The organism is Aliikangiella aequoris (genome assembly GCF_053709105.1).
This window is the reverse complement of the sequence record NZ_CM132298.1, coordinates 2,137,891-2,150,081: the sequence shown is the minus strand read 5'-3', so window position 1 is coordinate 2,150,081 and position 12,191 is coordinate 2,137,891. Positions and strand designations below refer to the sequence as shown.

At 39.9% G+C, this 12,191-nt stretch carries 9 protein-coding genes and 1 tRNA gene; 7 read left to right on the top strand and 3 right to left on the bottom strand.

The window, feature by feature from the left end; genetic code table 11:
• Positions 1-194 precede the first annotated feature (194 nt).
• Positions 195-551, top strand: coding sequence for a DUF4124 domain-containing protein (locus ACUR5C_RS09280; RefSeq protein ID WP_454464837.1), 357 nt, complete (start codon positions 195-197; stop codon positions 549-551).
• A gap of 28 nt (positions 552-579) precedes the next feature.
• Here the strand turns inward: ACUR5C_RS09280 and smrA are convergent, their stop codons facing one another.
• Complete coding sequence (smrA, locus tag ACUR5C_RS09275; protein ID WP_454464836.1) at positions 580-1,149, bottom strand: DNA endonuclease SmrA; 570 nt, start codon at positions 1,147-1,149, stop codon at positions 580-582.
• Positions 1,150-1,294: 145 nt separating this feature from the next.
• Here smrA and ACUR5C_RS09270 point away from each other — a divergent pair, with 145 nt between their 5' ends.
• The gene (locus tag ACUR5C_RS09270) at positions 1,295-1,828 is read left to right on the top strand and encodes a hypothetical protein (RefSeq protein WP_454464835.1); all 534 of its coding nucleotides are present in this window, start codon (positions 1,295-1,297) and stop codon (positions 1,826-1,828) included.
• A gap of 45 nt (positions 1,829-1,873) precedes the next feature.
• Here ACUR5C_RS09270 and cysZ read toward each other — a convergent pair whose 3' ends face one another.
• Positions 1,874-2,638, bottom strand: a complete 765-nt coding sequence (gene cysZ, locus ACUR5C_RS09265; protein ID WP_454464834.1) for a sulfate transporter CysZ — start codon at positions 2,636-2,638, stop codon at positions 1,874-1,876.
• 185 nt (positions 2,639-2,823) lie between these two features.
• Here cysZ and smc point away from each other — a divergent pair, with 185 nt between their 5' ends.
• From smc to ACUR5C_RS09245, 4 genes are all read left to right on the top strand, one after another.
• The gene (smc, locus tag ACUR5C_RS09260) at positions 2,824-6,333 is read left to right on the top strand and encodes a chromosome segregation protein SMC (protein ID WP_454464833.1); all 3,510 of its coding nucleotides are present in this window, start codon (positions 2,824-2,826) and stop codon (positions 6,331-6,333) included.
• Between the two features lie 19 nt (positions 6,334-6,352).
• The gene (gene zipA, locus ACUR5C_RS09255; RefSeq protein WP_454464832.1) at positions 6,353-7,168 is read left to right on the top strand and encodes a cell division protein ZipA; all 816 of its coding nucleotides are present in this window, start codon (positions 6,353-6,355) and stop codon (positions 7,166-7,168) included.
• A 50-nt stretch (positions 7,169-7,218) separates the two neighbouring features.
• Positions 7,219-9,240, top strand: coding sequence for an NAD-dependent DNA ligase LigA (gene ligA, locus ACUR5C_RS09250; protein ID WP_454464831.1), 2,022 nt, complete (start codon positions 7,219-7,221; stop codon positions 9,238-9,240).
• A gap of 235 nt (positions 9,241-9,475) precedes the next feature.
• Positions 9,476-9,664, top strand: coding sequence for a hypothetical protein (locus ACUR5C_RS09245; RefSeq protein WP_454464830.1), 189 nt, complete (start codon positions 9,476-9,478; stop codon positions 9,662-9,664).
• A 77-nt stretch (positions 9,665-9,741) separates the two neighbouring features.
• Here ACUR5C_RS09245 and ACUR5C_RS09240 read toward each other — a convergent pair whose 3' ends face one another.
• Positions 9,742-11,787, bottom strand: coding sequence for a S9 family peptidase (locus tag ACUR5C_RS09240; RefSeq protein ID WP_454464829.1), 2,046 nt, complete (start codon positions 11,785-11,787; stop codon positions 9,742-9,744).
• A 306-nt stretch (positions 11,788-12,093) separates the two neighbouring features.
• On the opposite strand from ACUR5C_RS09240, the gene ACUR5C_RS09235 reads away from it, so the two are divergent.
• Positions 12,094-12,169: transfer RNA gene (locus tag ACUR5C_RS09235), tRNA-Ala, on the top strand.
• Positions 12,170-12,191: the final 22 nt, after the last annotated feature.

Sequence of the window (12,191 nt, the reverse complement as noted above, 5' to 3'; positions counted from 1 at the left end):
TTTTTACTTTCTTGCTTTTCACTTTTTAGTGTATTCTCTGTTTATCTATTAAGCTATTGTAGTTGGCTTGTTGAGTCAGATTGTTCTGGCCTGTCTATTTTCGGTTTATCAGTAGGTTCCGTCGTTTTATATAGCAAGTTAAGGACTTACTTAGTTGGTTATTAAATAAAGATTAACAATGAAAAGGTTTAAGGATGTTTAAAAAGTTTATTATCGTAATAGTCGTTTTTATTGTCATTCTTGCGGGTTTGCAAGTTTTTGGCGGCAGAGATTTTACGCAAGTGGAATTAGCTTGGGACAAATACTCCTATAATGGCACTTTAAGTAGCTTTTTAGATGACGTGGGAATTATTTTTGGTGGTGGAAAAATAAAAGAAGGCGTTTTTCCTCACTCGCGTTATGCCAAGCATGTAATGTATCGCTGGACCGATGAACACGGAACTGTCCATGTGTCAGAAAGAAAGCCTAATGTCGCCAATTTTGAGGTAATTGAACTGGGTGAATTAGATATACAAGTTGAAGAAAGCAAACAAAACAAAAAAGACGATTAAATTGATTTAGGTTTTCTGAGGCTATTAGTTAATTATATTTGGCTTCATTAATGCGCTTAGTGGGTGACTTTTTTAGTAAGACATTAACACTACCCGTACCGCCATGCTGAGGCGGACTTGAGTGAAAGGCAATAACCGTATCTACTTGTTTAAGCCAGTGATAAACATAACTTTTTAAACGCGCAGGTGGATTACTGAGCATGCCTTTTCCATGGGTGATGGTAATGCATCGAAAGGCTTTTTGGTTACTTAATTTTAATAATTGAAATACCTCATTCCTGGCTTCGGCAACGGTTTTTCTATGCAAGTCTAAATGGCAGTCTGATTGATACTTTCCTTGGCGCAGCTTTTTAAACACACCAGGCTGAACACCGTCTAGCTTAAAACTGAGAATTTCTAAGGGCTCTACTGAAGGCACCTCGCCATCAGTTAAAAAGTTTCGATCTTTTTGACCAAAGGACTGGGCAACTTTTTGGCGATAGGCAACATTAAGTTGTTCACCTTTATTATCATGGGCTACTATTTTGTCTTGTTTGAGCGGTTTAACATCGCTCATTTCAGCAAAAAAGTCGCTATTGTCGTTGCTTGAGTCGGGCATTTTATTCTCGTTAAAGAGCCGTGATTGCAGAGTCACAATTTAATTTCAGCTATTTTAAGCAAAATGCGCTTTGAAGTGTAGATGCAATTGATACTGAAATTAACTATACTCAAGATACCATTCCATAAACTACCGGATAATCAATATGATAGATGGTAAATTTGATGTTGTTTTTAGAGGCCAAACAGTAAAAAACTTTGCTGTTGACCAAGTAAAAGCCAATTTAGCCAAGCTATTTAAATCTTCTCCAGAAGCAATTGAGCGATTATTTTCTGGCTCGGAAGTTGTGATTCGTAAAGATCTTGATTATACCGCGGCCATGAAGTACCAGTCTGCGCTTAAAAGCTCGGGCGCTCTGGCACTAATAAAAGAAGTAGAGGCAGCCAGTGAGCAAAGCGTTGCTGCGCCAAGTTCGCCGCAACCTGCAGAGCCAACAAATGTTACCTCGCCAACTGAAAGCGCGCCGCAGCCAACGCCAGCAACTGAGCAGGAAGAAGGCGCTTTGTCTATGGCTAAGGCTGGTGAAAGAATTTTACCGCCGAAAGAGCCAGAAAAGCGTGAAGTTGATACTAGCAGTTTATCCTTGGCTGGAGTTGGTGAGAGAATATTACCCCCGTCTCAGCAAGAGGACGTTCCCCAACCTTCGTTAGATCATCTTAGTTTAGAAGATCCCAAATAAGCGCCTTAGTTGTCATTAATTGTTCTTAATTGTTCTCAATTGCCCTTAATTGTAGTGGGCGCTTAGCTCGGTTTGTCTATAATGTTTTACCCAAAGTGCTGTAGCACCTGCGACTGCAGCTGGCATGACTAATAGGTTAACTACTGGGATCATTGTCAACAGCATAACCATAGAGCCAAAACCAAAAGGCCCGCTTTTATTGTTTCTAAGTAACGTCAGGGTCCGATTAAAGCCAATTTTATGATTATCTTGCGGGTAGTCAATGTACTGAACTGCGGCCATCCAAGCATTAAATCCAAACCAAATAAACGGCGCAATCGGCGCAAGAGGGGTAATAAATAACAATAAGCAGCCAATGGCTCTAGGCACATAATAGGCTAGTTTCCGCCATTCTCTGCCTAATAACCGGGGAATATCAGCGATAAAGTCGCTGAGTTTAAAGACTGATTGATGGTTATTTTTACTCAAATGATTCTCAACCGCTTCGGCTAACAAGCCATTAAATGGCGCGGCTACCCAATTAGCAATAAAAGCAAAGCTAAAAAACACCACAATAATTACGCTAATAACAATGAGAGGCCACAAAAGCCAACCTAAGAACTCTACTATCCATTGAACAATACTTGAATCGCTATACTGAAGGCTGTCGTACCACTCATTTAAATGGTTGAAAGCGTAAATCGTTGCAAAACTAAGCAACACAATATTGATGAAAAGTGGGATTAATACATACAGGCGAATACCTGGTTGCCAGATGAGTGAAAACCCTTTGCTTAAAAATTGAGCACCACTAAAGGAGTTTGAATGCATTTTTTAAAATTACCTAGTTTTGTCGTGATTTTAGATGTGTTTTAATGGCGAAATAATTTAAACTAATGCGTTTGATAAAACCAGCCGAAAATTGTAAGCATAATAGTGCCCAGTGGCATATTGAGTCATTGAAGCGGATTTCGGGATTTTAGTTACATCAGCAGCAAATTAGAAATAAGATAATAATGAGATTAAAACAAATAAAATTAGCGGGTTTTAAGTCTTTCGTTGACCCCACTTCGGTTCCATTTCCAGAAAATTTGACCGCAATTGTTGGGCCCAATGGCTGTGGTAAGTCGAATTTGATAGACGCGGTGCGCTGGGTTATGGGTGAGTCATCGGCCAAAAACCTTCGTGGTGACTCAATGACCGACGTTATCTTTAACGGTTCAACCACTCGAAAACCGGTTGGTCAAGCGAGTATTGAGTTGGTTTTTGATAATAGTGATGGTACGGTGCAGGGCGAATACGCTAACTATGCTGAAATTTCAATTCGCCGAATGGTAACTCGTGACGGTCAAGCAAGTTATTATCTTAATGGCACTAAGTGTCGACGCAAAGATATTACCGATATTTTTCTAGGTACCGGGCTAGGGCCGCGTAGTTACGCAATTATTGAGCAAGGAATGATTTCTCGATTAATTGAGTCTAAACCACAAGAGCTGCGAATTTTTCTAGAAGAAGCTGCGGGTATTTCTAAATATAAAGAACGCCGCCGTGAAACAGAAAATAGAATACGCCATACCCGCGAAAATATGGAACGTCTTACTGATATTCGCGAAGAATTAGGTAAACAGATCGCGCATTTGCAGCGGCAAGCTAACTCAGCAACAAAGTACAAAGAATATAAGCAAGAAGAACGTCAGTTAAAAAGTGAGTTAGCGGCGTTAAAGTGGCAAAAATTTCATGGCCAGGTTGAATCGCTCACTTCAGAAATTAATAAGTTAGAAACCGAATTAGAGGCGCGCATCGCTGATCAACGCCACGCAGATAATCAAATTGAGCAAACTCGCGAAAAACACATTGAGCTTACTGACGGCTTTAATGCGGCACAAGGCCGTTTTTATGGTATTGGGGCAGATATAGCCCGTTTGGAGCAAGGCATTGCGCACAAGAAAGAGCGCCGAGTCCAAATTAATGAAGACTTAAACCACGCCAGCTCGTCTTTAAAGCATCTTATGGAGCAAATGTCTCAAGACGAAGTGCAAATTGAGTCTTTAAAAGAAAAATTATTAGAGGCTGAACCAGAGCTTGAAATACAGCAACAAACCATGGAGCAAGCACAAGACGCCTTGGCTGAAATAGAAGGCTCCATGCTTGACTGGGAAAAAGAATGGGAAACATTTAGCAAAACCAGCTCAGAAAATAGCCAAAGAATGGAAGTTGAGCGGACTCGTATACAGCATTTTGAGCGGGTTATTGAGCGACTAGCTAAACGTATTGAAACTCATGAAAATGAACTTGCCGAGCTTTCTGCCGAACCGGTAGAAGAAAGTATGTTAGAGGCTTCATTAGAGCTAAGCAAAGCCGAAGAAGAAACGCATATTTTAAGCGAAGCGACAGAGTCTTTGATGCAACAGATTTCTAGCATGCGTCAGTCGCGTCGTGAAAATCAATCCACCATTGATCAACGCCGCAGCGAATTACAGAAAATACAAAGCCGCCATATATCGCTTAATGCATTACAAAAGGCCGCTTTGGAAACCAGTAGCCAGTCGGTAGAAAAATGGCTCGAAGAAAATAATTTAAAAAATAATAATAAGCTAGCCCAAGAAATTAAAGTAGAAGCTGGCTGGGAAGCTGCGACTGAAATAGTACTTGGCGACTATTTAGATGCCGTTATAGTAGATGATTATGATGACTTAGTGGCTAATATTGGGCAGCTAGATAGCGGCTCTGTGACTTTACTTGCAGCTTTATCTAGTCAAAATAACGACTTACCAAACAAGCCAGAAACGCTATTAACTAAAGTTTCTAATGCGTCTAGTGTCGCTGGACTATTAAGTAATATTTACGCGGTTGAATCGATTGAAGATGCGCTTAAGTTGCGTCCAAATTTAGCTGCTACTGAGTCGGTTATTACCCAACAAGGAATTTGGTTTGGACCTAACTGGGTGAGAATTGCTAAAAAAGACGCAGAAGAATCCAGTGTATTGGAAAGAGAAAGTGAGTTAGCGGAATTAAGTTTAAAGTTAGAAGCTGCGGAAGAAGAGCTCGCGACTTTAAATGAAAAGTCTGAAATTGAGCGAGATTCGTTAAAAGACCTAGAAAATGCTTGGGAAGAAAAACAGCGAAGTTTAAGCGTAGCTAACAAAAAATATGGTGAGTTAAGAGCGCAAGTTGGTTCGCAGCAAGCAAAGCTTGAGCAAGCTAATCGCCGAAAAGAAGCTTTAGCTCGCGAAATTGCCGAATTAAGAGAGCAGCTAAGCGCCGATGAGAAAACTTTATCGCAGAGCCGAGCAACTTTAGAGAAGTTGGTCGACTCCATGGCTGAAGATTTAGATAAAAAAGATAAATTAAATCGGTTAAGAGATGAAAAGCGTAGCCAAGTTGAACAGGCGCGTAATCAAGCGCAACAAGCGAAAGATCAGGCCCACAAAATTGAGTTGCAAGTGGCTAACATTCGTTCAGAAATTAATTCGGTACAATCAACAAATCAGCGCATGCACTCGCAAATCCACGAACTGCAAACTCGCAAGCAAACGCTAGAGGAGTCGTTACAGTCTGTTAATTCACCAGATGATGAATTACAAATAGAATTGGAAGAAGCCTTAGAAAATCGTTTAGAGGCCGAACAAAATTTAACTCAAGCAAGAGAAGCTTTAGAAGAAGTTGATAAACAAATTCGAACTTTTGAAAAGCAACGTCATGATGCAGAGCAAGCGTCTCAGTCTGTTCGTGGGCGCCTCGAAAGATTACGAATGCAGTGGTCAGAAAACTCAACCATGCAGAAAAACCAGGCGGAAAACTTGTCTGGTGAAGAAAACGATATTGAAAAAATATTAGCTGCCATGGAAGAGGGTGCTAATGAAGAAGAGTGGAACAAACGTTTAGAAACCGTTGCTGCTCGGATCCAACGACTTGGCGCGATTAATTTAGCGGCAATAGAAGAGCACGAACAGCAATCGGAAAGAAAAGTTTATTTAGATGCTCAATATGAAGATTTAGAACAAGCCTTAGACACACTAGAAGGTGTTATTAGAAAAATAGATAAAGAAACTCGCACCCGCTTTAAAGAAACTTTTGATAAAGTTAATTCTGGCATGAAGGAGTTATTTCCAAAAGTATTTGGTGGAGGCCATGCTTATCTTGAGCTAACCGGCGATGATTTGTTAGATACTGGAGTTACGGTTATGGCCAGACCTCCAGGTAAAAGAAATAGCACGATTCACTTATTATCGGGTGGTGAAAAAGCATTAACCGCGCTAAGTTTGGTGTTTTCAATATTTAGACTCAACCCTGCGCCTTTCTGCTTACTAGACGAAGTTGATGCGCCTCTTGATGATGCGAATGTTGGACGTTTCTGTAAGCTAGTAAAAAGTATGTCTGAAACGGTACAGTTTATTTATATTACTCATAATAAAGTTGCGATGGAAATGGCTAGCGCGCTAGCTGGGGTAACTATGCAAGAGCCCGGCGCATCAAGATTAGTTGCGGTAGACGTTGATGAAGCTGCGCAATTGATCTCACAATAACTGAGGAATCACGAATAAAATGGATTGGCAAATTAGAATTGCTTTGATTATTGTTGGAGTCGCTTTAATTGGCTTTATTGTTTACGACTTTCAAAGAAGAAAAAAACTTCAGCAAGAAAAAGATAATTTAATACAAAAAATGCGCCAAACGGCGGATCAGGTTGACGATTCGGGTTTTGACTTTACTGGCGTTGGTTCGGTCAGAAAAGCCGGTGAAAGTGAATCTAAAACGGTTTCAGCTGGCACTTTGAGTTCTGCATCGCAAGACGCTGCACCTAGCCGAGCTGAGCCACAACCAAACTCAAAACAAGAAAGTGTGAGCCAACATAAAAGCTCACCACCATTACAAACTCCAACCGAGCAATTAGACTTAGGGGTAGAAGAAGACAAACCAGTAAGCGATCCTGATCTTGTTTTTTCTTTGATTGTAAAAGCAAAAGAAGGAAGCACTTTCTTAGGCCAAGATTTTATGCCCTTGTTGTTATCGCAAGGCTTGCGACACGGAGAGATGGGTATCTTTCATCGTCATAGCGGGGCTGCAGGAAAGCCTGGTCCGGTAATGTATAGCCTTGCTAATGCAATTAATCCTGGCACCTTTGATTTAAAAGATATTGAACGCTTTGAAACGCCTGCATTTGCGCTTTTTATGACAGTTCCCGGTCCATCAGATGCCGCTCAAGCCTATGAGAATATGGTAAAAACTGCGCGACTTCTAAAACAAGAGCTTGACGGTCAAATTCTTGATGAAAGTAAAAGTGTTTTTACTGAGCAAACTTATCAGCACCATTTAGAGACACTTAAGACCTATTTAGCCAAGCGCGCAATTAATCCTTAGCTCAATAGGCTAAAGCGTTATTTTTTAAACTTAATTTAAGTGAATTTCTCATGTCACTATCGGCATTGCAAAAAATTAATCAATTAAAAGATACCATTGAAGAAGCAAATTATCGTTATTATGTGCTTGATAATCCAAGTTTGCCTGATGCAGAATACGATCGATTATTGCGCCAGCTAATTGAATTAGAAACGCAGCACCCTGAACTAGTCACCCCCGACTCACCAACGCAACGAGTAGCCGGTAAGCTTGATGCTGCGTTTCCATCTGTCACCCACTTAAGCCCAATGCTTTCATTAGATAATGTTTTCTCCGAAGCTGAATTTAGTGGTTTTCAGCAGCGTATTTATAATCGTATTGGTGAGTTCAGTCCCATTGAGTTTACCTGCGAGCCTAAACTTGACGGCTTAGCTGTGAGTATTGTTTACCGCAACGGTGTGTTGGATGTCGCTGCAACTCGTGGTGATGGTAAGCAAGGTGAAAATGTGACCTTGAATATTAAAACCATTGCCAGTGTGCCATTAAAGTTACGTGGCGATTTTCCAGAAGTCTTAGATGTTCGCGGCGAAGTATTTATGCCCAAATCCGCATTTGAGCAGCTTAATCAAGATGCTACTGAAAACAATGAAAAACTATTTGTAAACCCGAGAAATGCCGCAGCGGGCAGCTTGCGTCAACTCGATCCTAAAATTACAGCCAAGCGTAAACTAGCGGTTTATTTTTATGCGATTGGAAGTATCGAGGGCGGTCAATTAGCGGAAACGCATTATGAAAGATTAATGCAAATAAAATCTTGGGGGCTTCCGGTTTGTCCAGAAATTCAATGTCTGCCAAGCGCAACAGATTGCTTGGCTTATTACGAAAATATTTTAAAGCAACGGAGCGAATTAAGTTACGATATTGACGGAGTAGTTTATAAAGTTAACTCTATCGATCTTCAGCAAGAACTTGGCTTTGTTGCTAAAGCACCTCGTTGGGCTATTGCACATAAGTTTCCAGCGCAAGAAGAATTAACTTTGTTAAAAGCCGTTGATTTTCAAGTTGGACGCACTGGTGCTATCACTCCTGTAGCAAGATTAGAGCCGGTATTTGTCGGTGGGGTAACAGTCTCTAATGCCACGTTACATAATAAAGACGAGATTGAACGACTGGGTGTGAAAATTGGTGACACTGTTATTGTTAGGCGGGCCGGAGATGTTATTCCGCAAGTGGTGTCCGTTATTCTAGAGAAACGACCAAGTGATGCTCAATCCATCGAGTTTCCAATGACTTGTCCGGTTTGTAATTCAAAAGTAGAAAAAGAAGCTGATCAAGCTGTTTTTCGCTGTAGCGGTGGTTTAATTTGTGATGCCCAAAAGCGCGAATCGATTAAACATTTTGCTTCACGAAAAGCGATGGATATAGATGGCTTAGGCGACAAACTCGTTGATACATTGTGTGATAATAAATTACTAAATAGCGTTGCAGATATCTACAAGTTAGAAAAATCTGCCTTAATAAATCTAGAAAGAATGGCTGAAAAATCGGCAGACAATTTATTAACTGCAATAGAAAAGAGTAAACAAACGAGTTTGGCGAGGTTTATTTTTGCGTTAGGAATTCGAGAAGTTGGCGAGGTGACAGCGTTTAATTTAGCCCAAGAATTTACTTGTATTGAAAATCTAGCGAATGCCACTCAAGAAGATTTAGAGTCTATAAAAGATATTGGTAAGGTTGTTGCGCAACATATTGTGATGTTTTTTGCTAATAGTTACAACCGCCAAGTCGTTGACGAGCTATTAGACAGCGGAATTAATTGGCCTAGTATTGTCAAGGTGGACCAATCACAGCTTCCTTTAAATGAGCAAACTTGGGTTTTAACCGGTACGCTCACCCAACTTAAACGTAACCAAGCGAAACAACGACTGATAGCTTTAGGGGCTAAAGTAAGCGGTAGTGTTTCTAAAAACACCCATACTTTGGTCGCAGGTGAGGCGGCTGGTTCTAAATTGAGCAAAGCAACCGAGTTAGGTATTAAAGTATTAGACGAAGCCAGCTTTATTAAAATGCTCACCGAGTTAGAGGCTAAGTAAAAAGGTAATTGTTTGATTTTTATTAATAAATTCCCATAAATTAGTTAAGGGAATAGGCTTAAAGGGCTTGTTTAATATGAATTTTGAGATTTTTATGATCGCTTTTTGAGACATATCTCACAATGATTAAGGCTAATCCGCTACAGCGCTTAGTGCTTTTCTACTATTTCACAGAGTTTGAATTTATTGCACTATTAAGGCAATTAACTTTTAAGTGAAGCAAGAGGAAAGATAAATGGTACAAGTTAAACATCAGTGGGCAACCTATCATAAAGGCAGAGTAAAAGTTAAAGCATGCGCGAGTTGTGGCGAGCTTCACTTACCTAGCAATTCTGAAAATGTGTGTGAGCACAACAATGTTAGCCAAAGCCAAATTGTTAAAGCCGGTTATCGTTTATACGGTGGGCAAACTTCAGTACTGTAAGTTTTAAATTTTTGCGAAATTTTTAAAATGCCCCTCAAGGGGGCATCTAATTTCTTCGATGATTTAACTATTCAAAGCTAATCTAAAAATTCTTTCAGCCATAAATTAACTTCGTGATGCCATTGCAGGCTATTATGTGGCTTAAGTACCCAGTGATTTTCATCAGGAAAGTAAAGTAATTTACTTTTAATACCTTTTCTTTGAAGTGCAGTAAATGTTGCTAAGGATTGAGTGACAGGAATCCGATAGTCGAGTTCGCCTTGAACCACAAGCATTGGGGTTTTCCAGTTGTTGACATAATTCACTGGGTTATACTTTTCGTGTATATCTGGCGATTTGAAGTATGGGCCGCCATTTTCCCATTCTACAAACCATAATTCTTCAGTGCTGTAGTACATCATTCTATTGTCAAAAACGCCGTCATGATTGACTAAACACTTAAATTGATCTGGCCAATTTCCCGCAATCCAATTTATCATATAACCGCCATAAGATGCGCCTAGCGCACAGGCATTGTTGGTATCAATAAATGCATATTGTTGGTCAATAAATGCCATTCCTTTTTGCAGATCTTCAAAGGGTTTGCTACCCCAATTTTGCGAAATAGAGTCGGTAAATGCTTGCCCATAGCCGGTAGAGCCGTGAAAATCTATCATGACTGCGACGTATCCTTGGCCCGCATAGGTTTGTGGATTCCAACGATAATGAAAACGATCGGCAAAACTGCCTTGTGGCCCACCATGAATTAAGAAAGCCAGTGGATATTTTTTATTTGGGTCAAAGTCAACCGGCTTAACTAAGTAGCCGTAAACTGTTTCGTCGTTCCAGCCTTTAAACTTAAATTGTTCGTAGTCACCCAACTTAACTTGGCTCAATTTTTTAGTATTTACAAAAGTAATTTGCTGTGGTTTTTTTCCATCGAGACTAGATAGGTAAAGCTCGTTAGGTTGTTTTAAATTATTCATTGCATAAATAATTTTTTGGTTGCCAACGGTAGGTGAAGTGACCCAGCCTGATTGATTAAATAATACTCGCTCACCAGTTTTAATGTTAAATCGCCAAAGTGCTTTGGTACCAAGGTGATTACCCGTAAGAAAAAGATATTGGTTGTCGCTAGAAAATTGAAGGCTAGAAAAACTTCGGTCCCAGTCTTTAGTGACATATGAATTTTTACCTGTTTTTAAATCTTTTAATACGACCTCAAAACGATCGGCTTCAAAACCAGGGCGGCGCATTGCTAAATAAGCTAAGGTGTTGCCATCGCTACTCAGAATTGGTTGTGTGTCCCAAGCTAAATTTGACTGAGTTAAATTAATTGCTTTGCTAGGGTTGGCAACAGAAACTTGGTAGATATCAAAGTTGGTAGAAGTTGGTTCGTTTTTATCTTGTATTTTAGCGGCAAAGTAGACTTTGGAAGCATCAGCATTCATTGTGTATTCTTCGTTACCTCCAAAGGGATCGGAAGGAACGTTAGCAAAAACAGTCGCGCTTAGCGGGGTTATTTTTTGGTTAGCTAATAAACCATTTTTATTGAGATCTACCGAAAAAATCTGTGATTGAGTGCTACCAATCCAGTGGTCCCAATGACGTACAAACATTTTATCGTAAACGATACCAGATGCTTGTTTTTGTTTTTCTTTGGCTAAGTAATTTTTAGTACAAGCAAAGTCTTCACAGCTTGGCACCACAGCGCTTGAAAAAATAATTCTGTTATTATGTTTTGATATTTTAAAGCTGGTTACGCTGAGTGGAAATTGGGTGACTTGTACTGGCTCTTTTTTGGTTATATGGGTTTTCCAAATTTGCGAACCTTTATGACGAGTAGACAGAAAATAAATATGCTGGCTGTCTTTTGCCCACTGAGGTGAATAATCAGAAGCAGGGTGCTTGGTTACTTGAATCGCTTTATTATCACTGAGGCGAGTCACCCAAATCTCTGTAGTGCCTTTGTTTGCTTCTAAGTCAGTACTTCTAACTAAGTAGCTAACATAACGTCCGTCTGGAGAAATTGACGGACTACTGACCCGTTGCATTGTGATTAAATCGGTTGCATTAAAAGCCGACTGGGCACTTAGGTTTATGAACCCACTTAAAACTAAACAAAGCAGCGCTATTATTTTCATTGTGATGACCTTTGAATTTATCGAAAACTCAATTTATCGACATTTATAATCGAATTCAAGCTGTAACCAATTAATTTGATCGAATTACGCAATGGATATATTAACTGGGATAAATATGCTTTGCGAATGGGAGCCTTTAAAAGTTTAATGGCTTAATTAAGGCTAAAAAATGCGAGCCAAAATGGCATTTTAGGCTTTTAAAAATCGATATTTGTATAACAATTATTCAATATAGCAAAAAGCGAATGTTTTTTTAGAAAAGCAGTTGACACTGCGCAGTGAAGCAAATAGAATCTCGCTCGGTTTGGGGCTATAGCTCAGCTGGGAGAGCGCTACACTGGCAGTGTAGAGGTCAGCGGTTCGATCCCGCTTAGCTCCACCAGTTTCTTAAGTTCAATTTGAGG

What these genes read in the sequence shown, in the direction of transcription:
- ACUR5C_RS09280 (WP_454464837.1), top strand. Translation starts at nt 195, where the DNA reads ATGTTTAAAAAGTTTATTATCGTAATAGTCGTTTTTATTGTCATTCTT.
- smrA (WP_454464836.1), bottom strand. Translation starts at nt 1,149, where the DNA reads ATGCCCGACTCAAGCAACGACAATAGCGACTTTTTTGCTGAAATGAGC.
- ACUR5C_RS09270 (WP_454464835.1), top strand. Translation starts at nt 1,295, where the DNA reads ATGATAGATGGTAAATTTGATGTTGTTTTTAGAGGCCAAACAGTAAAA.
- cysZ (WP_454464834.1), bottom strand. Translation starts at nt 2,638, where the DNA reads ATGCATTCAAACTCCTTTAGTGGTGCTCAATTTTTAAGCAAAGGGTTT.
- smc (WP_454464833.1), top strand. Translation starts at nt 2,824, where the DNA reads ATGAGATTAAAACAAATAAAATTAGCGGGTTTTAAGTCTTTCGTTGAC.
- zipA (WP_454464832.1), top strand. Translation starts at nt 6,353, where the DNA reads ATGGATTGGCAAATTAGAATTGCTTTGATTATTGTTGGAGTCGCTTTA.
- ligA (WP_454464831.1), top strand. Translation starts at nt 7,219, where the DNA reads ATGTCACTATCGGCATTGCAAAAAATTAATCAATTAAAAGATACCATT.
- ACUR5C_RS09245 (WP_454464830.1), top strand. Translation starts at nt 9,476, where the DNA reads ATGGTACAAGTTAAACATCAGTGGGCAACCTATCATAAAGGCAGAGTA.
- ACUR5C_RS09240 (WP_454464829.1), bottom strand. Translation starts at nt 11,787, where the DNA reads ATGAAAATAATAGCGCTGCTTTGTTTAGTTTTAAGTGGGTTCATAAAC.